The sequence below is a fragment of the Kitasatospora sp. NPDC091335 genome, assembly GCF_044757205.1.
Lineage (GTDB): Bacteria > Actinomycetota > Actinomycetes > Streptomycetales > Streptomycetaceae > Kitasatospora.
The window spans coordinates 298,830-319,069 of record NZ_JBIVUM010000003.1 but is presented as its reverse complement, the minus strand read 5'-3'; the positions used below and the strand labels follow the sequence as shown (position 1 = coordinate 319,069).

The window sequence follows — 20,240 nt, the reverse complement described above, 5'->3', positions numbered from 1 at the left end:
CTTGCTGCGGGGGCTACTCGCCGCCGCGGGCGATGGAGTTGCCGAGGTACGCCGTGTCGCGGGGTTCCTCGCGGTCGTCCGGAGGCAGGCCGAGGCGTCCGCTCTGGCCGTAGAAGGCGACCGGGTTGCGCCACATCACCTCGTCGACCTGGTCGGGGGTGAAGCCCGCCGCGAGCATCGCCTCGGCGGTGCGCCGGGTCGCGAGCGGGTCGCTGCGGCCCCAGTCGGCGGCGGAGTTGACCAGCATCCGCCGGGTGCCGTGGCGCTCCAGTACCCGGACGACGCGCTGGGGGTCCATCTTGGTGCGGGGGTAGGCCCCCAGTGCGACGGCCTCATCGTCCGTGAACTCGGCACCGACGCCGTCGCCATCGTCCTGGACGGCCGCCGGATCGACTTCGCCGACGAGGCCGAACTGCGCGCCGACGCCTGCGCGGACCGGCCGTCCGTCACCCTGGCCCCCACCACCTTCGAGAGCATCCCGCAGGGCCCGGACCCGCTCTACGCCGCCGTGGACCGCCGGGTGGACGTCCCCCGCATCACCCCCGCCCCGCACTGGCGCAAGAACTGCTACCCGCTCTACCGCTCGGACGGCCGCGACCCGTCCGTCATCTTCGAGCAGGGCTTCGCCCCGAAGGACACCGTCAACGGCCAGTACGACATCACCAGTTACGTCCTGCAGAACCAGCCCTCGCCGTTCGTCAGCACCTCCTACGACTCCGAGCTGTACAAGAAGTGGAAGAAGGTGCCCTGGGACTACTTCATCGACGCCCCCGGCGGGATCGACGTCAACGCCACCATCGGTGACCAGCACCAGTACGCCGACCAGGTGGAGGTCGCGTTCCCCGGCGGCGTGGACCGGCACTTCATTCGCCGGGCCTGCCCGGTCGACCGGGCCACCGCCTCCCTGGTCGAGTCCGGTTGCGTGGACAACCCGAACTACCAGCCCTGGCTGCACTGACCCCGCCGGCGCCGACGTCGTCCTGCGGCGCCGGCGCCCCCACCGGGGGAGCTCCCGACCGAGGGGACGGCCGGGAGGTGCAGGCGGACGGCCGGCGTAGCTGGGCCCGTTGCCTGGTGTCGGGCAGGTGATCACCGCGGTTCGCCCACGAGGCGGGCACCGGCGTCACCCCTCGTTCCCGCGCTTCCGCTTGTTCCCGTCGCGCCGTACCCAAGGAGCTTCCGCATGGCCGACGGCCACCACACCCTCCCAGGCGTGACCGAGGACGGCTGCGCGGCCACCATCGCCGTCACCGCGAGCATCACCCCCAGCCCGCAGGACTTCCCGCACGTCCAGGCGCTGTTCGACGCGACCCTCTGCGCCAAGTAGCGCCCACCGCAATCCTGGTCGCCGTCCCTGGTGCGGGCGGCGACCAGGCCGGTCGCGTGGGCCGCGCACGGAGACGGGCCGCCGGTCCGTTCTTGTGGAGAGGGACGGCCAGCTTGACGTTGCACTGGCCGGAACCACCTGGGTCGAGGCCGGTGTTGCCCCGCTCGTCTCCCGCTGAACGACCCCGCCCCCGTTCGGCTTCGGCCGGGGGCGGGGTCGTGCGTCTGCGGTGGTGGCTACCCGAACAGCATCGCCGCAGTGCTGCGGGCGGTCAGGACGCGTGAGTAGTCGGCGGCCTCGTCAGTCAGGTTCCGGTAGTTGAGCACCGGGTCGCCTGCCGTGACGAGGGCGGCGGCACACCCCAGGCACCACGGACGTGGGGGGTCCACGTCCAGGTCCTCGATGGCTGCCTCCGCGGTCTGGCACTCGGCGCAGAGCGGCATACTGCCGGTCCTCCCTTGCTCGTTCAGGCCCAGGTCGAACCGCACTGGGTGCAGCCCCACCGGCCGTCCATGGTCTGGTAGACGGCTCCCGATCCGCAGACCGGGCACGCCATTGCGGCCACGGTCCGGTCGCTTTCCAGCACGGTACCGGGCTGCGGGGAGGCGTGGGTCTGCTCCGGGGTCTCGGGGCTTTCGAGCAGGGCTGCGCTCATGACGCACTCTCCTCTGGGCGAGGGGCGGGACGGGGAATCGCCCGGCCGGGGCGCTCACCAGGCAACCCGGTCGACGGCCGCCCGGGGGAGGCCTGGACAGGTTTCCGCACGCCGTGTGCGTGCCCCGCACACCCCGTGCACGCGCCCTGCCCGTGGGCGCGGTCCTGTCGGTACGGTGGCGGCCCCGCGCAGTCGGAGGGGGCGTCGTGTCACGTCAGCGTCGGCTCGGGACGGCCATCAGGGCCGCCCGGTGTGCACGGCGGATGACGCAGGCTCAGCTTGGCCGGGCCTGCGGGTACGGCGGTCGGGAGCATCGATGCTCTCGGCAACGGCGACGGCCGCAGCACAGCCGGACGCGCCGGCCCGGATCGTCAAAGCCCTCTACGAGCCCGCGGCGCGCGCGCAGTTCACGGGCCCGGTGCGAGGACCCGGGCGCCGCGCTCCCCGGCCTGCTGGGCGCGGCCCACCACCGCAGGACGCTCGCGGCCCTCCGGGTTGCGGAGGCGGTGGCGCCGGAGGAAGTACGCCGCCCTGCCCTGCGGGCGCTGACGGCGGACCTGCTGTACGCGCCCGTGACGGTGGCTGGCGTGCGGGAACTCGCTGTGCGCACGGGTTTTCGTAGGGGTTCTCAGCTCGGACCCGGTGGGTCAGGGGTTCGGGAGGCGCCCGTACTCGGCCACCCTCGCGGGTGCGAGGAGTACGTCATGAACCGCTCGGCGTACGTCCCGCTCCACGGCTGACCCCCGAGGGCGCGGGGAGTACTCAGGGATGTGGAAGTCTACCGCCCCGCCGACCGGCTGACCCCCGCAGGTGCGGGGGAGTACACGTCGGTAGCCACCAAAGCTGTTGCGTCGCGCGGCTGACCCCCGCGGGTGCGGGGAGTACGGCAGAGGCGTGCGCGGTCCGGAGCCGGTCTGCGGCTGACCCCCGCGGGTGCGGGGAGTACGCCCTCGCCCCCGCGCTCGGCTGGGTGAGCGACGGCTGACCCCCGCGGGTGCGGGGAGTACCCTTCGCGACCTGCGGCGAAGTAGGGGCTTTGCACTTTCTTGACCACTCTGCCGGGTGTGCAAGTGAAGGCTTCGCCTGATCCGTTGTGCACGTTGTCGAGGTGTCAGACCTGCTCGCACATCGTGTCACGATCGGCCTGGCGAGGGCCACTGTTGCTCTGTAGGTCCGCCGATTCGGCCTGCGTGGTGGGAGCGGAACGCGGATGGACAGGTTGGTTAGCCGAACTTGACGGTGCCCGGTCTCGGTGATCGCATCCACGGCTGCGGAAGCAACTCTCCCACGACGCGCTGCGCATCCTCACCTCGCGGAGTACCTGGCGATCGGGCGGAGGATCTGACGGGGTGACGGGCCGGACGGCCGAGGAACACGCCCCCTCCGCCGAGGGCCTCACCGGGGCCGTTTCCCTCGTTCCGGTCAGGTGGCCCGGAGTGCCGAGGTGATGACGGCGCGAGCGTCCTCTCCGTACACCGCGGACTCGCGGAGCCGGTCGAAGGCGCGGTGGAAGAGGTGGACGCGCTCGTCGGTGATCGTCTCGCCTCCCCGGTAGCCCTCGACCTCGACGCGGGCGCCGTCGAAGATCCCGAAGCCGTCGCCCGGGTAGACCGTGAGCCTGGCGCGGGCGGGGATGATGCCGAGGCGGAGACCGGGCCGGGACGACATCGTCTCCAGGAGGTGTTCGAGCTGGGGGCGCATCACGGCCGGGCCGCCGATGCCGGTGAGCAGGGCCTGTTCGCCGAGGAGGACGTGGTAGGTCCGTCCGTCCTGGCCGATGTACTGGGCGCGGGCGACGCGTTCGGAGGCGCCGGCCTCGATGTCGCGCGGGACGGCGTGCAGGTCGACGACCAGGCGCAGTACCTCCTCGGCGTAGGCGCGGGTCTGCAGGCTGCCCCAGACGAGGTCGGGGCTGTAGCCGTGGTAGTGCCGGGTCTGCTCGACGAGCGCGCGGAATGCGGCCTGGGTGGGGCCGGTGCCCTGCCGGAGCAGGGCGGGCCAGTCGGGGTCGGACGTGGCCGGGCCAGCGGAGACGGGGTCGGGCATGGGGCTCCTCCATGAAGGGCGGTCGGCGGAGCCGCCGGTCGGGCCCGGGGTCGTCCGGCCGAGCCTGCGGCGAGCGTTTCCCAGTATGGCTCTCTGTTGCTCTCACCAGGAGCCCCCGAAAGTCGGTCTGGTGAACGTGCATTGAGGACACGCCAGAAGCGTCTCGTTGATGCGGCGCTCCGGGTGGCTCGCCCGTCCTCGTTGATCTTGCTGCAAATGAATCTCTAGACACAACTGGTTTGCCATGCAAACCTTTCCGCATGACGACTCACCCTGTTCCACCCCCGAGCGACCCCCGCCACCTCCTGGCGATGAAGCGGGCCCTTGTCGACCGGGTCCGCCGTGAGCAGCGCGGTGCCTGGTTCCCCCTCCTCGTCTTCGCCGCCGTGCGGCTGGGCGCGGCGCCGGTGGTCCGCTACGGCCAGGGCGATCACCATCCCGGCGGCCTGCCGCCGGCCATGTGGTACTGGCCGGTGGCGCTGGTGCTCGCCTACGCCGCGATCAGCTGGTTCTACCTGCGTCGAGCCAGACGGCTCGGTCTGGGGACCCGGGTGGGGCCGTACCTGGCGCTGGGTCTGGTCCTGGTCGTGCTCATCACCGTCTACGTGGTGTGGACGGCCCAGCATCCCGGGTTCCTCGGAGACCTCCACGGGCCGTCGCCCTTCGCCCTGTTCTTCAACACGGTGGTGAGCCCGGCCGGCACGATCGGCCTGGCGCTGCTGCTGCTCGCCTGGATCGAGCGGAGCTGGCCGCTCCTCGCCATCACCTGCGGATACCTGGCCGCCATGCTCAGTTCCGGCACCCTCCCCGACCCGTCGCCGTGGGGCCTCCTCCCCGGCCTGCTGCTCGACGGGGGCATCCTGCTGTTCGGCGGACTCGGGCTCGCTCTTCTGCAGCGGGTCCGGGTACGGTCCGCCGCATGAGTGAACACCCCACCAGCAGCCTTGACGACGTCGTGCACCAACGCGTGCGCCTGGGCATCCTCGCGGTGTCCAAGCAAGCCCGGCGGGTGGAGTTCACGTTCCTGCGCGGCACGCTCGGTCTCACCGCCGGCAACCTCTCCCAGCACCTCGCGGTCCTGGAGAAGGCGGGGCTGGTCACGATCGACAAGGGCTACGAGGGCAAACGCGCCCGCACCTGGATCGAACTCACCAAGGCGGGCAGGAAGGCCCTGAACGACGAGATCGCGGCGCTCAAGACCCTGATCCACCAGCTCGAAGGGCCCGCGGTGCCCGGCGGGCAGGAGGGGTCCGAGGGGGAAGCCGACCCCGGTTCCGGGGCAGCCCCCGCGCCGGGCTGAGCCCGCCGGCGACGACCGGGCGGGTGACGACCGACCCCCCGTCGGGCCGTCGGTGCCTTCCGTCCGCGCGGGCTCGAAGGCAGTCCCGCTCAGCGGCGAGGCGGTGGCAGCGATCCGGCACCATCGATACGAGGAGGACGCATGACGCAGACGCCCGTACCGTGGGGCATCGGCAGGATGAGGACGAAGCCGTACGCCGCCACCGCTGCCACGCTCCCCGCGACCATTCGCCCCGGCGACGGAGCCGGGCCGGGAGGGGCGACCGACTCGGCGCGGGGCTCGTGGGTGGGCTCGCCGGCCACAGCGGAAGGTGGCCGACCCCCGCGCGTGCGGGGAGAACGGGTCGGTGAAGTCGATGTACCCGTCGTGGTTGGGCTGACCCCGCGGGTGCGGGAAAGCGGTCCGGGGAGCACTTCACCGAGGGCCGTGAGGAGACGACCGCCCACTTCGGGGAGGCCGGCCTGGCCGAGCGTCTGCACTGGCTCACGCCCGGCGTCGCCGAGACGCTGTCCTAGCTGCGGCCTGGCAGCTCCAGCAGGGCCCGCACACGCGGTTCGGGTCACTCGCCGCCGAGTGCCTTGCCGTAGACCGCGGAGCTGCTCCGGACCGTCATGCCCACCCGCTGGTACAGGGACAGCGCACCGGTCTCCGAGTGCGTCCACAGCGTGCACGTCCGGCGGCCCCGGCGGTAGAAGGCCCGGAACGACGCCTGCAACAGCATCCGGGCGATCCCCTGGTTGCGGTGATCCTTGCGGACCGCGACCCGCTCGACGTATCCCTCGTCGGTGTCCGGGACGTTCAGCGACAGCACGGCGCCGACCATCTGATCGCTGGCGAACGCCAGCGGGGAGAGCGCCGGTGCGAAGGTGTCCAGCTCGACGGTGTGCCGGGCCCACTCCTCGTAGGGTTTCCGCCGCTTCTGCCACTCGTCGAAGGCGTCTTCGGTGAGCCGGTACGCGGCCCGTTCGTCACCGGGCCGGAAGCAGCGCAGGGTGATGCCGGGCGGCGGGGCGGGCACCACGGGTTCGGCCGGCATCCGGATCTCCAGCTGCCACTGGGTGACGAACGGCTCGTACCCGTGCGAGCGCAACAGCTCCACCGCTGCCCGGTCGCTGTCCCAGACCGTCTGGCTGAGCCGTTCACTGCCCGCCTGCCGTGCCCGTGTCTCGGCCCAGTCGAGCAGTGCGCCGCCCAGCCCCCGCCCGTGGTGGCCGGGGTGGACGTCGACCGCACTGCGTCGGCCGCCGTGCACCCAGGCCCGGCCGACGAGACGCCCGGTCGCGTCGTACACGAGCAGCGTGTCGACGGCCGGGTCGAGGCCGGGCAGTCCGAGGTCCGCGGCTATGCGGTCGCGTTCGGTCTCGGGACGGCCCAGGAGTTCGCGCTCGCAGGTGGCGACCAACTCGTGGACAGCGCGGGCATCGGCGACGGTCGCCGCCCGCGACCAGTAGGAAACCGGGAACGACGAGGAAACCGGGAACGACGAGGAGGAGAGATCAGCCATGACAAGACTCTGCGCCAACCGGTCTCGCCCTGTCGACCGTGTTGTCCGACCGCCGGCAGCCGGTCAGTGGAACGGCTGCGGCGGCGGGGGATCCAGGCGGACGAGGTGGCGGTCGGTCGTGCCGTCCGGCCTGTGCACCGTCCGGTAGGCGTACGGGACGGTGCCGCCGGGGAAGGTGACGACGCCTTCCTCCACGACGGGTCGTCCGTCGGCGATGGCGCGCAGCCGGGCGTCGGTGTCGTCCGGCAGCCGCGGGGCGGGCGGTCGCCCGTGTCGGCCCACCGCTCTCACCCGCCGATCAGCGTGCGCGGGTCGAAGGGCTCGTCGTCCCAGCCGTAGGTGGAGAAGCCCCGGCCGCCCGAGAGGTGGAGGGTGAGGGCGGCGTGGGCGGTCGGGAACATCGGCAGCGGCAGCCGGTCGGCGGGGGACCAGAACACGCCGAGGTGCTTGTCCGGCTCGGTGTTCGTCAGCTCGCCGCGCCAGGTGGTGGCGAGGAAGACGGACAGCAGGAACGGCCCCTGGCCGTCCCAGCCGTCGCGGACCTGGACCGTGTGGACGAGCCGCAGGTCCTCCGGTTCGACGAGCAGCCCGGTCTCCTCCCGCAGCTCGCGGGCGGCGGCCGCGTCGAGGCGTTCGCCGACCTCGACCTTGCCGCCGGGGATCGTCCAGGCCGGAGTGGTGCCCCAGCTGTCCGCGGCGTAGTGGATGGTCGCGACCAGGCCCTGGTCCCGGTCGTGGACGATCACGGCTACGGCTTGGCGAAGGCTCTCCACGGTGCTACCTCCAAGACGGTTGGGCGGACGGGGACTTCGGGTCGGTGCGGGGCGGAGCAGCGGGTCGAGGTCGGGGTGAGCGTAGCGGAGGAGGCACGCCTCGCGCTGGTGGCCGGGCTTTCGGCGCAGCGCCGACGCCGCGGGTGCCGAGCCGTAGAATTCGGCGGTCAACGCCGAGGACCTCCGGCCGTTGCGCGCCCCTGGGGAAGGACATCGCATGCAGCACCCTTCGGACCCACCGGAGACCGTCGAGCCTGAGGACGGCCGGAGCGGCACCGCCGACCCGACGACGGTGTCGACCGTCCTGGCGGAGATGCTCCCGGGGGTTGCCGCCGTCTTCGGTGAGGTCCCGGCGGAACTCGGGCCCGATCCGATCGACCTGCGGCTGGTGCCGGCCGCCGACCGCGAGCGGATCGCCACGGTGCTCGCCTCGATCGGGAACACGGCGACCGTGGCGGGCAACCTCGGAAACGCGGTCGCCGGGCTGCAGGGGCTCTACCGGCTCAGCGACGCGACCCAGGCCCTGCTGAAGGCCGGCGGAACGCTCGCCGTCAAGGACGGCATGAACCTGGGCACGGTGCTCTCCTCCGGCACTCTCGCCCAGGCCCGCTTCATCCCGGTGACCGCGGCGAGCACGGCGCAGCTGGCGGCCGCGGTCGGACCGGCGCTGGCCATGATCGCCCTTCAGACGCAGCTGGGCGAGATCACCGGACTGGTCAGGACCAACATCGCGCTGACGAGCCAGGTGCTCACCACCATCCGCAAGGAGCAGTGGGCCGAACTGACGGGGCTCGTCACCGCCGTCGACCGCGCGGTCGAGCAGGCACGGGAGGTCGAATCGGTCCCGACCTCCCTGTGGGACAGCCTCGCGGGCAGTGAACCGTTGCTGCTCAAGCAGCTCGAGCTGTACCGGCACAACGTCCGCGACCACGTCGGGCAGATCGACCGGTCCGACCCTCGCCACCACCGTGAGTACCTTCAGACGAACGCCGAGGCCGTCGTCTTCGACGCCAACGCCCTGCTCTCCTCCGTCAAGGCATGGACCGGGTACCAGGCGCTGCGCGCCGCGCGGGCGGCGGCGGCCGGACGTGAAGACGCCGACGAGGCGCGGTACGCCGACGTCATCGCGCGCGACACCCGCACGGAGCTCGACTCCGCACTCGCCGAGACGACGGGCCTCGTCGCCGCACTGACCCGGGAGCTGCGCATCACCGCCGCCCTCCCCGGACGCGACGCCCTGTCACAGTCGCTGACGGCGAAGCGGAGGGACTCGAAGGCGGCCCGCCAGACCTCCGTCCGTCTTCTGGAGGTGATCGAGCCCCTCGCCGACGCCCTCCGTCCGCCGGCCCCTCCGCTCAAGGCCCCGGGCATCCTCTGCGCACCCGGAACACTGGACCCCGAGCCGTACCTCCGCGTCCTGCGGTGGTCCCTGGAGGACGGGGAGACCCTGCGGGTCCTCGGCTTCCCCGACCAGCTCGACGCCCTCGGGCCGATCTCCGCGATCCTCGGCGGAGCGAAGGCGAAACTGGCGGCGGCGATGGACAAGGCCGCGGCGACTGCGCTGGTCGCCGTCACGGACCGCCGCGTCATCACGGCCAGGACCAGCGCGTTCCTCGAACAGGGCGAGATCCGCCGGGACATCCCGATCGACCACGTGCGGTACGTCCGGGCGGCGACCGCCCAGGACGGGAGCGCGCAGCTGGCGATCGACCTCGTCACGCGCGACGAGAGCATCCGGTGGCTCTTCCGCGCCGGCGTCGACCACACCCAGGTGGACGCGCTCGCCGCCGTGCTCGCCGAGTCGATGACGATCCCGGACGCCGAACGCGAGGAGCTTCTGCGGCGGAGCCACGCCCCCGTCGGCGGTCACCCCGTTCGGTGCGGTGGCTCGTAGAGGTCGTGCAGGCTGAGCGGCGCGGGCGGGGGCAGGGGTGGGCCGTCCGTCGGCGGGCAGGACCGGAGGAAGTAGGCGAGCAGGCGGCGGGACGCGGCCATGGAGGCCGCCGGGGAGTCGCGCAGGACGCCGTCGTTGGCCAGGACGAGGTGGACCCCGACGACGAGCATCAGGGGGTCCGCGCAGGGCGCGGTGTCCGACGGGTGGCCGGGGTCGGTGGGCCGGGTCACGAGGTGCTCCCGGCGGCGAGCAGCGGCAGGTAGTGGTGCATGTAGGGCGGGACCTTGAGGTCGAGCACCTCGTCGAACGGGACCATGCGTACGGCCAGGCCCTCGTCGCCGAGCCGCAGGTCGCGCTCCGGGCCGTCCCAGACGGCGTGCAGGACGCGGACGAGCGGGGAGACGTGGTGGTGCTGCGGGCCGGGGACGAGCCGCGCCCGGGTGATGGTGATTCCGGCCTCCTCGCGGACCTCGCGGGCCGCGGTCTCCTCGGGGGTCTCGTCGGCCTCGCGCCACCCGCCGATCGGGGTCCAGTAGCCGGGCCAGGCGATGCCGGGCCTGTCGTCGCGGTGGTGCATCAGCAGCCGTCCGGCAGGGTCGGTGACGAGGACCATGATGCCCTCGAAGTCGTCGGCGGGGCCCGGAAGTTCGAGGTAGGAGGCGGTGCCGGAGCGGTGGGCGCGCAGGATCCGGAGGAGCCGCCGGTAGCGGTCCGGGTTCAGGTGGGTGTGCCAGTCGTGGGCGGTCTCGAAGCGCCACTCGGTGTGCTCGGCCGGGTCGAGGCGGATCCGGGACTGCTGTTCGGGCGTGAGGACGCCGCCGTCGAAGACGTGGCCGCAGGCGGGGACGGGCTGCCCGGTGCCGGCCTGTTCGTGGACGACGGCGACCAGGCGCCGGCGGATGATGACATGGGGGTTGGCAGTCGGCCGGGCTCTGCCCACCGGTGGCTGTCGTGATCGGCGGAGAGGGTGATGGGAGTGCCGTCCCTGACGACCGTGGTGAAGACGAACTGGCGTACGCGCAGCCCGCGTTGGCTGGTGAAGTCCAGGCGCCGGGCGTACTCCAGCGGCAGGCCGGTGAGGCCGGTCTCCTCGGCCAGCTCCCGGGCCGCCCCGGCCTCCACCGTCTCGCCGTCGTCCCGGCCGCCGCCCGGGTACTCCCACAGCCCGGGCAGGACGTCGTGCACGGCCCGGCGGATCATCAGGACCCGGCCGGAGGCGTCGCGGACCACGACGCCGACGCCGATCCGCTCGACGCCCTCGCGGAAGGCCAGGTCGGTCAGCACCGTGAAGTCGATCACCGGGGGACTCCTCGCTCCGTCGGGCAGGCCTGTGCGGGTGATGGGCACGGCCGAGCCGGGCCGCTACGCGGGGTGCCTGTGCCCGGTGGCCGACTGCGGGGGCAGGACGTTCTCCGCGTACTGGCCCCTGACGTTCCCCTGCGGGGTGAAGTCGCAGACGACGTACGTGTCGTACCAGTACCACTCGCCGTCGTGGTGCCAGTCGGCCGCCCTGGCGCAGCCGACCTTCGTCGTGGACTTCCACACCAGCATGGTGAAGTTGCCGGTCTCCCTGCCGTCGGTCGAGTGGCCGGGGTCGGCGTAGTCGTAGCTTCGGTGTTCGCTGTACCACCTGGCCACCGCGTCCCCGCAGGTGTGCGGGGCCTGGTCGGGGTTCTTGAGCTCGGAGCCGGCGGAACCCGAGTAGAGCGTCTCGCCGTACCCGAGGGGCAGGCCGGTGTGCTGGTTCAGCTGCCCGTCGGGGCCCTGCTGCTGCACCCGCCGCCTGGCGACGTCCACGGCGCTCTGGTCGGTGGTCAGGGCGGGGGCGCCGTGTGCGGCCCGCGCGGTGTTGAGGGCGGTCAGGCAGTCCTGCTGGAACGTGGCGTCGGTCCTGTCGGGGATCGACGGGCCGGCCGCCGCGGACTGTGCCGCCATCATCGTGACCACGGCCGCCGCCAAGGCGGCCTTTCGGATGCGGTGTCCCATCGCGTGCTCCTCGCTCGTTCGCTGATCAAGGAATTCAACGCGGCACGGAGGAGGAGGACACGGCACCCGCCTGTTGGTCCGCAGGCCCGCGGGCTTCGCCGGCCTGCGGACCCAGGTCGTGGGTCAGCTGCCCTTCGGGCCGACCGTCTTCTTCTTCTGGAACGGTGAGGCCGCCTGGCCGAGGTCGGTGTCGATCTTGTACCGGTCGGAGGAGACGTGCTCGCCGAGGGCCACGAGGCGGAACTCGGTGCCGTTGAAGAAGTAGAAGAGCGTGACGCTCGTGACGCCGGCCTTGCCGGCGCTGGCGTGGAGCACCTGGACGTCGCCGCCGTCGACGGTGTGCTTCCCGCTGTCCTTGCCCTTGCCGTCGTAGGCGGCGTTGAGCGCCTGGCTCAGGTTGGTGAGCCGGGTGCCCTCGACGTAGGTCTTGAGGTCCGTCTGTGCGGCCTGCTGGTTGGCGTAGGTCTTCAGGGTCACGGTGGCCATGTGTCGACTCCTTGTGGTGTGGGATCTCGAAGGGTGGAGGTGCCGTCGTCGCCCTGCTGGAAGGCGCCGGGTGACGGCGGCGGTGGGCGGCCGGCGTCGGAAAGGCGGCGGGCAGGCCGGCGACTTCCAGGGCCGTGCCGGTGAGTTCCTCGTACGCACCCGCCCTGGCTTGCCGGGGCCGGCGCGTACGAGGAGTGGTCGAGTCGATTCCCTGAGTGATGAGAACACAAAGGGAACCCGAGCGACACGCGGTCGGTGGCGTTACGGTCGGAATCCGCCATTCTGTGGAGGCGGCGTACCTTCGGCCGTCTCCGGAGTCCGGGGACGCCAGGCCGGCGCCGTCGACGTCAGCCGTCCGGCCGCCCGGGTGCGGTGTACGGGATCACCGCGCCTCATGCGGGTGACGAAGGAGGGTGCCGTCACCCTGCGGGTCGTCGCCGGCCAGCACCGTGCCGAGCGCCGCAGGTGGGAGCCGACGAGCCGCCCGTTGAACGGACTCCGGCCGCCGGTCGGGATCGCGCCGTGGCGCCTGGCCGAGGATCGTCCTGTTCGGGCTCACCATCCTCGGCGCGCGGGTGGACGTCCCGGTCTGACCCGGCCAGACCGGGGCGTCATGCCTGCGAGGCAAAATGTACGGACAAGTCTTGCGGCCAGCGGGCGGCCGGGGCGGGCTCCCGGGCACGGTCGTGGCCGGCGCCGGCCTGGGGCCGGTGACCGGGCTGCTGGGAGTCGACGGCGGCTTCCTCGCGGTGCCCGCGCTGGTGGAGGTCGGCGCCGTCCAGCGCAGCGTGGTGCGCGCGCTCGACCGGCGCGCCGACGGCGTCATCGCCGCCAGGCTGGGACTGGAGGAGTCCACGCCGCTGGTCTACCTCGAACGCGTCCGCCTGGCGGACGAGGAGCCGCTGGCCGTCGACCGGACCTGGTTCCCCGCGGACGTGGCCCACCCGCTGCTGGACGTCGACTTCACCCCCACCTCGCTCTACGACGAGCTCGAACGCCACTGCGGCAGCCGCATCTACGGCGGCTGGGAACGCATCCGCGCCGTGGTCCCCGGCCGGGGGGAACGCATCCTGCTCGACTGCCCCGAGACCACCGCGCTGCTCGCGATCGACCGGCTCGGCCACGACGCCGACGGGCGTCCGGTCGAATGGCGCCAGACGCTCGTACGGGCGGACCGTTTTGCCGTCGCCGCCGCGTTCTCCGCCCACGACTACCGGCTGGGCGCCTCGGTCCGGACACCCTGACGGGACCGGCCCCGTCCGGTCGTGTTCTCCGTGGCGGAGGCCCCGGCCGGTAGGATGGACGCCGCCCGCCGGCCGGTCGGGTACCCGGCCGGTGGCACCCCGGAGCCGGGCGGCACCGCCCAGGTCGGCTCATCTTCCCGTCCGACACCGGAGGTACAGCACGATGGTGAACCGCCCTGTCGCCGCCCTCGACGATCCGGTGGGCGAATCGCTCCGCGGTCACCACGCGCATCTCGGCCGCCGGCTCGGCGGGGCCTTCACCTACGTGCCGGGCGTCTCGACCTTCTCCGCGGTGTCCGCCGATCCGGACTCGCGGGCCTGGGCCGACCTCGCCCGACTGCTCGGCCCGGGCGAGTTCGCCGACATGTTCAGCAGCCCGGCCGTGCCGCCGGCGGACTGGGAACCGGTCTTCGTCCTCGAAGGCCGCCAGATGATCCGGCCCGACGGCGACCGGCCCGGTCACCCTGACGCCGGGACCGACACCGGGGTCGTCGAACTGGGCGCGGACGACGTGCCCGAGATGCTCGGCCTGACAGCGCGGACCCAGCCGGGGCCGTTCTGGCCGCGCACCCACGAACTGGGCACCTACCTCGGCGTCCGCGACCACGGTGCCCTGGTGGCGATGGCGGGCGAACGGCTCAGGCCCCCCGGGTGGACCGAGATCAGCGCCGTCTGCACGGCCCCCGAGGCACGCGGCCACGGCCACGCCGCCCGTCTGGTCGGTGCGGTCGCCGCACGGATCACGGCCCGCGGCGAACGCCCGTTCCTGCACGTCGCCGAGGCGAACACCGGCGCGATCGCCCTCTACGAGCGCCTCGGCTTCGAGACCCGCAAGCCGGTGACCTTCCGGGGGTTCCGGACGCCGTGACGGGGTCCGGGGGCCGAGTGGGAACGGATCCGAAGAACCGGGGTTGCCGTGAGCGTTTCTGACGGGCTGTGAGCCGACTCGTCCTGTGCGGGCCGAGGATCCGTCGTCGGTGACGACCGGCGGTCGGCCACCGTGCTTGCCCTTGCGGGCGGTGGTGTCGAGCCCTTCGAGGGTGGACTCGCGGATGTCCTCCCGTTCGGTCTCCGCCATCGCCGCGAAGAACGCGAACAGCGGCCGTCCCGGGCCGGTTGGGTCGTTGATGCCCGGCAGAGTGCCGCCTCGAACCGCGGCCGGCGGGGGTGGGCCTCCCAGGCTCGGCGAGCCGGGGCGCCGGGCGGTCGATGTGGACACTCAGTCCAGATTGGATATACAGTCCAGATCGTGAGGGCCGTCGATGAGGGCATGGATCCGCGGGTGCGGACGCGGGCTCCGGTGGGCCCGCCGCACGACCCGGACACTGACCGGATCGGCGCCCTGGACGCAGCACTCGCCTCGGCCGTCCCGCGCGAACTGACCCCGCCGGCCCGGTGATCGGCGTGTCCGCCGGCGCCGGCCACGACGGGCACAGGCAGCGGCCCGGCCGATGACGACCGAGTCGTCCGGAAGGAAACCGCGATGACGAGCCACGCCGCCGAGGCTCGGAACGGATCTGGTGAGGATGGGCATGGAGTTCAAGCTGGTCGAGGTGTTCGGAAGCGGGCCCCTGACCGGGGGGCCGCTCGGCGTGGTCCTGTGTGATACCGCGTGTGACGATGCGCTGATGCAGCGACTGGCTGCCCGCCTGGCCATGCCGGAGACCGTCTTCCTGCGCGGCGGTGACGACGGGGAGGTGGACGTGCGGATCTTCACTCCCTACGTGGAGTTGGACTTCGCGGGTCATCCGCTCGTGGGAGCGGCCGCCGTGGCGGTGCAGCAGGGTCTGGCCACGCCTGGCTGGGTGGCCATGCGCACGCGCGGCGGGATCGTCCGCGCGCGGGTGGGGCCGGGAGCGGACAGTGCGGCCCTGGAGGAACGGCCCTGTCAGGTGGGTCCGCCCGTCGCGCCGGATCTCGTGTGCGAGGCAGTGGGGCTTGCTCCGGACGCGGCCGTGGGGCCGGTGCGATTGGCATCGGCTGGACTCGGGTTCGTCTGCCTCCCGGTGAGTGCCGCCGATCTTCCGTCTGCTCAAGCCCTGCCGCTCGAGGTCGCGGCGCTCGCCGGGCGGGTCCCCGGACTGGCCGACGTCTTCGGGGTGGCCGTGTTCGTCCCGCGGCTGCCCGAAGTCCGTTCCCGGGTCTTCGTTCCCGAGCCGGTGTGCGCGGAAGACCCGGCCACCGGCTCGGCCGCGCTGGCAGTGGCGGGATGGCTCGCGGAGCAGGGACGGCCTGAGGAGTCCCTGGCGTTCGACGTCGTCCAGGGCACGGCCGAACTCGGCCTTGCCAGAATGCGGGTGAACGTCCGCAGGCAGGCTGATCGAGGTCTGCTCGCAAGCGTCGGCGGCGGGGTGCGCACCCTGTTCCAGGGACGGCTCATGCTGGACGGGACGGCCGGCCGGGCCTGAGGTCCGCCGTCTGGACGGCGACTCGTCGACCCGGCGCGACCAGGCCGGACGGCCGGGAACGAGCCGACCCCGTCGGGGCGCCGTTGCTGACCCGTCCGGCGTAGCGTGGCGCGCGGCGTGGGCGGGGTGCTGCGATCTTCGGAGGGACCCGGCCGGGTTCGACCGCCGGGTCCCGTCGTGCCGAGACCGTGGAGGCCCGGATGTGGCAGGCTCCCCCCGCCCCCGTCAGCCGTGAGTGGCGTCCGGTGCTGGACATGCCGGCGCCCGGTCCGCAGAACCGCTGGACGGTGCTGCTGCGCGCGCTGCTGCTGATCCCGCAGTTCGTGGTGGTGTGGGTGCTGTCGGTGGTGGCGTTCTTCGTCACCGTCATCGGCTGGTTCGGCGCGCTGGTGCTCGGCCGGCTGCCCGGCTTCGTGGCGGACTACCTGTCCGCGTTCCTCCCGTACGACACCCGGGTCACCGCGTACCTGATGCTCACCGTGGACCGCTACCCGCCGTTCCGGTTCGAGGCGCCCGAGTACCCGGTGCAGGTCGGGCTGCGGCCGGGGGAGCTGAACCGGCTCGCCGTGCTGTTCCGCATCATCCTGGTCATCCCGGCGTCGATCGTGCAGGGCCTGGTGTACGCGGGGTGGTGGATGGCGGCGTTCGTCCTCTGGCTGGTGGTGCTGATCCTCGGCCGGATGCCGCAGCCGCTGTACGAGGCGACGACGGCGATCCTGCGCTACCGGATGCGCTACACCGCCTACCTGGTGATGCTCTCCTCCGCCTACCCCAAGGGCCTGTTCGGCGAGGAGCCGGGCAGTGAGCCGGAGGGCCGGGTGTCGGCCACCCGGCCGCTGGTGCTCAGCGGCGCCGGGCGCGGGCTGGTCGTCCTCTTCCTGATCCTCGGCCTGGTCTCCTGGGCGACGGGCTCGGTCACCGCCTCGGTGAACTCGGACGACGATGACCGCGACGACGGCGTCGACCCGGCCGAGCGGGTCGGCGCGCCGCTGGTGCCGGGCCCGCCGGCGACGGGCCTCGGAGCCCGCCCGGGCGTCACGGAGCGTTGAGGCGCGAGGCCGCGCCGTAAAGTGGCAGTACTGCCAAGTTGCAGAAATGCCAACAGTGGATGACGGGAAGCCGAAGGATCGCACCGGGCCCCGAGAGGGCCTTGAGAACGACCGGCGGGACGTGGTTCCGTTCCGGTCGTGACCCCGATGAGCTCCTCCCGGCCCAACATCCTGTTCACGGTCAGCGAGGACTGCCCGCCCCGCTTCGGCTGCTACGGCGACCCGCTCGCCACCACCCCCCACCTCGACGCCCTCGCCGAGCGGGGCACGCTCTTCACGAACGCCCACAGCCCCGCACCCGTCTGCGCGCCCTCGCGCTTCGCCCTGCTGACCGGCGTCGCCCCGGAGAGCCACGGCCCCGCCCACTCCCAGCGCGCCAGGCCGCACCTCCCGGAGTGGATGACCACGTACCCGGAACTCCTGCGCGGCCTCGGCTACTACTGCACCAACAACGCCAAGACCGACTACAACTGCGACGCCGACCCGCAGGCCGTCTGGGACGACTCCTCCCGCACCGCGCACTGGCGCGGCCGGCCCGACGGCACCCCGTTCCTCGCGGTGTTCAACTACGACCCGACGCACGAGAGCGCGGTGTTCGGCCGCGAGGAGTCCACCGTCGACCCCGCCGAGGTCCGCCTGCCCGCCTACCTGCCCGACACCCCCGAGATCCGCGGCGACTTCGCCCACTACTACCGGCACATCGCCGGCATGGACGCGTTCGTCGGACGCCTCCTCGCCGAACTGGAGGAGGACGGCGAACTCGACAACACCATCGTCATCCACACCTCCGACCACGGCGGCGTCAACCCCCGCTCGAAGCGCTGGTGCTACGACGAGGGCCTGCACGTCCCGCTGATCGTCGCCGCCCCGGAACGCCACGCGCACCGCTTCCCGGCCCCCGGGACCCGCGTCGACGCCGCCGTCTCCACGATCCGCGTCCCGCCCACCCTGGTCGCACTCGCCGGCGGCGAGACGCCCGCGCACATGGGCGGCGAGAGCCTCGCCCGGACCTCCTTCGACACCGCCGGCGCCCTCGCCTTCTCCATGCGCAACCGGATGGACGAGCGCCCCGACCTGATCCGCACCGTCCGGGACGCCCGCTACCGCTACATCCGCAACTACGCCCCGCACCGGCCCTACGGAACGCACCAGGCCTTCGCCTGGCTCGCGGCCGGCTACCGGTCCTGGGAGGCCGAGCACCTCGCCGGGCGCCTGACCGACGTGCAGGACGCCTTCTGGCACGAGAAGCCGGGCGTGGAACTGTACGACTGCGTCGCCGACCCGGACCAGGTCCGCAACCTGGCCGGCGACCCGGCCCACGCCGAGGCCGAGAAGCGGCTCGACGACGCGCTGCGCGCCCACGTCCTCGCCGTCCACGACAACGGCTTCCTGCCGGAGGGCTCTCCCGCCGAGGGCTACGACGCCTCCCGCGCCGCCGACGCCTACCCGCTCGCCCGCATCCTCGACATCGCGGACGCCGTGGGCCACCGCGACCCCGCGAGGATTCCCCGCTTCACCACCGCGCTCGCCGACCCGGACGCCACCGTGCGCCGCTGGGGCGCCATCGGCCTGCTGGCCCTGGCCGCCGGCGCCCTGACCGCCGAGGCCACCGCCGTCCTGCGCAGGACGGCCACCGGCGACCCCGACCCGCACGTGCGCGTCGCCGGCGCCGAGGCACTCGCCAAGCACACGGGCGACCCGGCGGCCGTCGCCCTCCTGGCCGGGTTCGCCGCTCCCGCGCACCCGGAGAGCCTCCGGCTCGAAGCCCTCGACGCCCTCACCGCGCTCGGCCCGGAGAGCGTGGCCCCGCACCGGGACGTGGTGGCCGCGGCGGCCGGGGAACCCCTGGAGTACGTCGGCAACGCGGCCCGCTACCTGCTCCTGCGCATCGACGGCGGCTACACGCCCCAGGCCAGGGTCTTCGACATCGAGGGCATGATCGCCCGGGCCGCCGCGGCCGGTGACCCCCGTGCCGCCGCCGCGGCCGGGAACCGGACGCCCGGGGCCGTACCCGGCGGCACCGACCCGGCCTGACCGCCCCGCCCCGCTGCCGGGCGGTGGCCACGCCGTCCGGCAGCCCCCCGCGCCTCATGACAGGACCGTACGATGCCCGACCCCGACACCCCGGCCGCCCCCCACGCCTGCTGCGGGCCCGCCCGGACCGCCGTGACCCCCGTCGCCACGAGCCTCCCCCTCCGGCCGGCCGCCCGGCCCGCCACCGCGGGGGCCGGCCTGCGGGACACGATGATCGACCTGCCGGGCGGTGAGTTCCTGATGGGCTCCGCCGACCCCGACGGCTTCGCCGGGGACGGGGAGGGACCGGTCCGCCCCGTCCGCGTGAGCGCCTTCCGGATCGACGCCCACGCCGTGTCCAACGACCACTTCGCCGCCTTCGCCGCCGCCACCGGCTACCGGACCGACGCCGAACGGCTGGGCTGGTCCTACGTGTTCGCCGGCTTCCTGCCCGCCGCACTGCGCCGGGGGGCGCCGCGCCCGGACCGTACCCCGTGGTGGTGCGGTGTGGCCGGCGCGACCTGGCACGCCCCCGAGGGCCCGGGCAGTTCCCTGGAGGGCCGGGGCGACCACCCGGTGGTCCACGTCTCCTGGGACGACGCGCAGGCGTACTGCCGCTGGGCGGGCAAGCGCCTGCCGACCGAGGCGGAGTGGGAGTACGCGGCGCGCGGCGGCCTGGAGCAGCGCCGCTACCCGTGGGGCGACGAGCTGGACCCGGAGGGGGAGTACCGCTGCAACATCTGGCGCGGCACCTTCCCGGCCAGGAACACCGCGGCCGACGGCTACCGCGGCACGGCCCCCGTCGACGCCTTCGAACCGAACGGCTTCGGGCTGTACAACGTGTCCGGCAACGTCTGGGAGTGGTGCGCCGACTGGTGGTCGACCGAGCACGCCACCGGCGCCGTCGACCCCCGGGGCCCGGCGGACGGCCGCGACAGGGTCATCCGCGGCGGCTCCCACATGTGCCACCGCTCCTACTGCAACCGCTACCGGGTCGGAGCCCGTACGGCGAACAGCCCGGACAGCTCCAGCGGGCACGCCGGGTTCCGGTGCGCGGCGGACGTCCGCTGAGCGCCCGGTGGTCGGGTTTCGGCCATCCCCGGCGCACCTGCTTCCGGGACCTGCCGCAACTCGCCCGCCCCGTGCGAACGTTGAAGGGAACAGGGCTGCCGGTCGACGGGGGAGGGTGGTCGGGGCGTGGGTGCCGAGGTGCGTACGGTCGAAGTCCCGCTGGGGGACGGCACCGACGGGGTGCTGCGGGTGCAGATCCGTGAGGTCGACGAGTCGCTGACCCGGGTCGGGCGCGGCAACGGATCCGTGGCGCGGGCGTCGCGCTCCTTCGGGGAGATGCTGGACGGCATCCGGCCGGTCGCCGACAGCTTCGTGGGCCGGCTGAGCGGGCTCGTCCACCGGCCGGACGAGATCACGCTGGAGTTCGGCGTCTCCCTGTCGGCCGAGGCGGACATCGTGATCGCGAGCACGGCCACCGAGGCCAACTTCTCGGTGACCCTGACGTGGAACTCCCCGGCCCCGCGCGACACTCCGTGACGGGCGC

At 73.1% G+C, this 20,240-nt stretch carries 23 protein-coding genes and 2 pseudogenes; 13 read left to right on the top strand and 12 right to left on the bottom strand.

Features of this window, described 5'->3' with window-relative positions:
• Window positions 1-13 precede the first annotated feature (13 nt).
• Window positions 14-313 (bottom strand): annotated as a pseudogene (locus ACIQOW_RS10050) (hydrolase TatD); the annotation flags it as partial.
• On the opposite strand from ACIQOW_RS10050, the gene ACIQOW_RS10045 reads away from it, so the two are divergent.
• Both ACIQOW_RS10045 and ACIQOW_RS10040 read left to right on the top strand, forming a co-directional pair.
• Window positions 260-958: an ADP-ribosyltransferase gene (locus ACIQOW_RS10045; RefSeq protein ID WP_401082098.1), complete on the top strand. Its 699-nt coding sequence runs from the start codon at window positions 260-262 to the stop codon at window positions 956-958. The pseudogene ACIQOW_RS10050 and the gene ACIQOW_RS10045 sit on opposite strands and share 54 nt — an antisense overlap.
• A 225-nt stretch (window positions 959-1,183) precedes the next feature.
• Window positions 1,184-1,327, top strand: a complete 144-nt coding sequence (locus ACIQOW_RS10040; RefSeq protein ID WP_401082095.1) for a hypothetical protein — start codon at window positions 1,184-1,186, stop codon at window positions 1,325-1,327.
• Between the two features lie 236 nt (window positions 1,328-1,563).
• Here the strand turns inward: ACIQOW_RS10040 and ACIQOW_RS10035 are convergent, their stop codons facing one another.
• The 3 genes from ACIQOW_RS10035 to ACIQOW_RS10025 all read right to left on the bottom strand — a co-directional run bounded on the left by ACIQOW_RS10035 (window position 1,564) and on the right by ACIQOW_RS10025 (window position 4,028).
• Window positions 1,564-1,770 carry a hypothetical protein gene (locus ACIQOW_RS10035; RefSeq protein WP_401082092.1) on the bottom strand — a complete coding sequence of 69 codons (207 nt, stop codon included), beginning with the start codon at window positions 1,768-1,770 and terminating at the stop codon, window positions 1,564-1,566.
• 23 nt (window positions 1,771-1,793) lie between these two features.
• Window positions 1,794-1,982 (bottom strand): hypothetical protein, encoded by a 189-nt coding sequence (locus tag ACIQOW_RS10030; RefSeq protein ID WP_401082089.1) that lies wholly within the window; start codon window positions 1,980-1,982, stop codon window positions 1,794-1,796.
• Between the two features lie 1,422 nt (window positions 1,983-3,404).
• Window positions 3,405-4,028: a DUF5753 domain-containing protein gene (locus ACIQOW_RS10025; RefSeq protein ID WP_401082086.1), complete on the bottom strand. Its 624-nt coding sequence runs from the start codon at window positions 4,026-4,028 to the stop codon at window positions 3,405-3,407.
• 260 nt (window positions 4,029-4,288) lie between these two features.
• Between ACIQOW_RS10025 and ACIQOW_RS10020 the strand changes: the two genes are divergently transcribed.
• Both ACIQOW_RS10020 and ACIQOW_RS10015 read left to right on the top strand, forming a co-directional pair.
• Window positions 4,289-4,951 carry a hypothetical protein gene (locus ACIQOW_RS10020; RefSeq protein ID WP_401082083.1) on the top strand — a complete coding sequence of 221 codons (663 nt, stop codon included), beginning with the start codon at window positions 4,289-4,291 and terminating at the stop codon, window positions 4,949-4,951.
• Window positions 4,948-5,328: a winged helix-turn-helix domain-containing protein gene (locus ACIQOW_RS10015; protein ID WP_401082080.1), complete on the top strand. Its 381-nt coding sequence runs from the start codon at window positions 4,948-4,950 to the stop codon at window positions 5,326-5,328. The genes ACIQOW_RS10020 and ACIQOW_RS10015 overlap by 4 nt, the downstream gene beginning before the upstream one ends.
• 559 nt (window positions 5,329-5,887) lie before the next feature.
• Here ACIQOW_RS10015 and ACIQOW_RS10010 read toward each other — a convergent pair.
• The 3 genes from ACIQOW_RS10010 to ACIQOW_RS10000 form a co-directional block, all read right to left on the bottom strand.
• Window positions 5,888-6,832, bottom strand: a complete 945-nt coding sequence (locus ACIQOW_RS10010) for a GNAT family N-acetyltransferase (protein WP_401082077.1) — start codon at window positions 6,830-6,832, stop codon at window positions 5,888-5,890.
• 63 nt (window positions 6,833-6,895) lie between these two features.
• Complete coding sequence (locus tag ACIQOW_RS10005; protein WP_401082074.1) at window positions 6,896-7,114, bottom strand: hypothetical protein; 219 nt, start codon at window positions 7,112-7,114, stop codon at window positions 6,896-6,898.
• A 5-nt stretch (window positions 7,115-7,119) separates the two neighbouring features.
• Entirely contained in the window at window positions 7,120-7,605 is a 486-nt protein-coding gene (locus tag ACIQOW_RS10000; RefSeq protein ID WP_401082071.1) for an NUDIX domain-containing protein, read from the bottom strand.
• Between the two features lie 217 nt (window positions 7,606-7,822).
• Between ACIQOW_RS10000 and ACIQOW_RS09995 the strand changes: the two genes are divergently transcribed.
• On the top strand, window positions 7,823-9,499 hold the full coding sequence (locus ACIQOW_RS09995; RefSeq protein ID WP_401082068.1) for a hypothetical protein: 1,677 nt from the start codon (window positions 7,823-7,825) through the stop codon (window positions 9,497-9,499).
• Here the strand turns inward: ACIQOW_RS09995 and ACIQOW_RS09990 are convergent.
• The 5 genes and pseudogenes from ACIQOW_RS09990 to ACIQOW_RS09970 all read right to left on the bottom strand — a co-directional run bounded on the left by ACIQOW_RS09990 (window position 9,472) and on the right by ACIQOW_RS09970 (window position 11,971).
• Entirely contained in the window at window positions 9,472-9,729 is a 258-nt protein-coding gene (locus ACIQOW_RS09990) for a hypothetical protein (RefSeq protein WP_401082065.1), read from the bottom strand. The two genes, ACIQOW_RS09995 and ACIQOW_RS09990, sit on opposite strands and share 28 nt — an antisense overlap.
• The gene (locus ACIQOW_RS09985) at window positions 9,726-10,439 is read right to left on the bottom strand and encodes an NUDIX domain-containing protein (protein WP_401082062.1); all 714 of its coding nucleotides are present in this window, start codon (window positions 10,437-10,439) and stop codon (window positions 9,726-9,728) included. The genes ACIQOW_RS09990 and ACIQOW_RS09985 overlap by 4 nt, the downstream gene beginning before the upstream one ends.
• Before the next feature lie 20 nt (window positions 10,440-10,459).
• Window positions 10,460-10,699, bottom strand: a pseudogene (locus ACIQOW_RS09980) (NUDIX hydrolase); the annotation flags it as partial.
• A 162-nt stretch (window positions 10,700-10,861) separates the two neighbouring features.
• On the bottom strand, window positions 10,862-11,485 hold the full coding sequence (locus ACIQOW_RS09975) for a CAP domain-containing protein (RefSeq protein ID WP_401082059.1): 624 nt from the start codon (window positions 11,483-11,485) through the stop codon (window positions 10,862-10,864).
• Between the two features lie 123 nt (window positions 11,486-11,608).
• Entirely contained in the window at window positions 11,609-11,971 is a 363-nt protein-coding gene (locus ACIQOW_RS09970) for a hypothetical protein (RefSeq protein ID WP_401082056.1), read from the bottom strand.
• Window positions 11,972-12,615: 644 nt separating this feature from the next.
• On the opposite strand from ACIQOW_RS09970, the gene ACIQOW_RS09965 reads away from it, so the two are divergent.
• From ACIQOW_RS09965 to ACIQOW_RS09930, 8 genes are all read left to right on the top strand, one after another.
• The gene (locus tag ACIQOW_RS09965; protein WP_401082053.1) at window positions 12,616-13,215 is read left to right on the top strand and encodes a GntR family transcriptional regulator; all 600 of its coding nucleotides are present in this window, start codon (window positions 12,616-12,618) and stop codon (window positions 13,213-13,215) included.
• A 163-nt stretch (window positions 13,216-13,378) separates the two neighbouring features.
• On the top strand, window positions 13,379-14,083 hold the full coding sequence (locus tag ACIQOW_RS09960) for a GNAT family N-acetyltransferase (RefSeq protein ID WP_401082050.1): 705 nt from the start codon (window positions 13,379-13,381) through the stop codon (window positions 14,081-14,083).
• Between the two features lie 381 nt (window positions 14,084-14,464).
• Complete coding sequence (locus tag ACIQOW_RS09955; protein WP_401082048.1) at window positions 14,465-14,614, top strand: hypothetical protein; 150 nt, start codon at window positions 14,465-14,467, stop codon at window positions 14,612-14,614.
• A gap of 133 nt (window positions 14,615-14,747) precedes the next feature.
• Window positions 14,748-15,623, top strand: a complete 876-nt coding sequence (locus ACIQOW_RS09950; RefSeq protein WP_401082045.1) for a PhzF family phenazine biosynthesis protein — start codon at window positions 14,748-14,750, stop codon at window positions 15,621-15,623.
• A gap of 200 nt (window positions 15,624-15,823) precedes the next feature.
• Window positions 15,824-16,672 (top strand): DUF4389 domain-containing protein, encoded by an 849-nt coding sequence (locus ACIQOW_RS09945; RefSeq protein WP_401082043.1) that lies wholly within the window; start codon window positions 15,824-15,826, stop codon window positions 16,670-16,672.
• 147 nt (window positions 16,673-16,819) lie between these two features.
• Window positions 16,820-18,706 carry a sulfatase-like hydrolase/transferase gene (locus ACIQOW_RS09940; RefSeq protein WP_401082862.1) on the top strand — a complete coding sequence of 629 codons (1,887 nt, stop codon included), beginning with the start codon at window positions 16,820-16,822 and terminating at the stop codon, window positions 18,704-18,706.
• Between the two features lie 72 nt (window positions 18,707-18,778).
• Window positions 18,779-19,756: a formylglycine-generating enzyme family protein gene (locus ACIQOW_RS09935; protein ID WP_401082041.1), complete on the top strand. Its 978-nt coding sequence runs from the start codon at window positions 18,779-18,781 to the stop codon at window positions 19,754-19,756.
• 126 nt (window positions 19,757-19,882) lie between these two features.
• A complete protein-coding gene (locus tag ACIQOW_RS09930) occupies window positions 19,883-20,233 on the top strand; it encodes a CU044_2847 family protein (protein WP_317620260.1) in 351 nt (116 codons plus the stop codon).
• The last annotated feature ends 7 nt before the right edge of the window (window positions 20,234-20,240 follow it).

Bases quoted from the DNA above. Each gene is read 5' to 3' on its own strand.
- ACIQOW_RS09950 (WP_401082045.1), top strand. From the start codon at position 14,748: ATGGAGTTCAAGCTGGTCGAGGTGTTCGGAAGCGGGCCCCTGACCGGG.
- ACIQOW_RS10035 (WP_401082092.1), bottom strand. From the start codon at position 1,770: ATGCCGCTCTGCGCCGAGTGCCAGACCGCGGAGGCAGCCATCGAGGAC.
- ACIQOW_RS10010 (WP_401082077.1), bottom strand. From the start codon at position 6,832: ATGGCTGATCTCTCCTCCTCGTCGTTCCCGGTTTCCTCGTCGTTCCCG.
- ACIQOW_RS09940 (WP_401082862.1), top strand. From the start codon at position 16,820: ATGAGCTCCTCCCGGCCCAACATCCTGTTCACGGTCAGCGAGGACTGC.
- ACIQOW_RS10040 (WP_401082095.1), top strand. From the start codon at position 1,184: ATGGCCGACGGCCACCACACCCTCCCAGGCGTGACCGAGGACGGCTGC.
- ACIQOW_RS10030 (WP_401082089.1), bottom strand. From the start codon at position 1,982: ATGAGCGCAGCCCTGCTCGAAAGCCCCGAGACCCCGGAGCAGACCCAC.
- ACIQOW_RS09960 (WP_401082050.1), top strand. From the start codon at position 13,379: ATGGTGAACCGCCCTGTCGCCGCCCTCGACGATCCGGTGGGCGAATCG.
- ACIQOW_RS10015 (WP_401082080.1), top strand. From the start codon at position 4,948: ATGAGTGAACACCCCACCAGCAGCCTTGACGACGTCGTGCACCAACGC.
- ACIQOW_RS09945 (WP_401082043.1), top strand. From the start codon at position 15,824: ATGTGGCAGGCTCCCCCCGCCCCCGTCAGCCGTGAGTGGCGTCCGGTG.
- ACIQOW_RS09975 (WP_401082059.1), bottom strand. From the start codon at position 11,485: ATGGGACACCGCATCCGAAAGGCCGCCTTGGCGGCGGCCGTGGTCACG.
- ACIQOW_RS09935 (WP_401082041.1), top strand. From the start codon at position 18,779: ATGCCCGACCCCGACACCCCGGCCGCCCCCCACGCCTGCTGCGGGCCC.
- ACIQOW_RS09970 (WP_401082056.1), bottom strand. From the start codon at position 11,971: ATGGCCACCGTGACCCTGAAGACCTACGCCAACCAGCAGGCCGCACAG.
- ACIQOW_RS10020 (WP_401082083.1), top strand. From the start codon at position 4,289: ATGACGACTCACCCTGTTCCACCCCCGAGCGACCCCCGCCACCTCCTG.
- ACIQOW_RS09995 (WP_401082068.1), top strand. From the start codon at position 7,823: ATGCAGCACCCTTCGGACCCACCGGAGACCGTCGAGCCTGAGGACGGC.
- ACIQOW_RS10025 (WP_401082086.1), bottom strand. From the start codon at position 4,028: ATGCCCGACCCCGTCTCCGCTGGCCCGGCCACGTCCGACCCCGACTGG.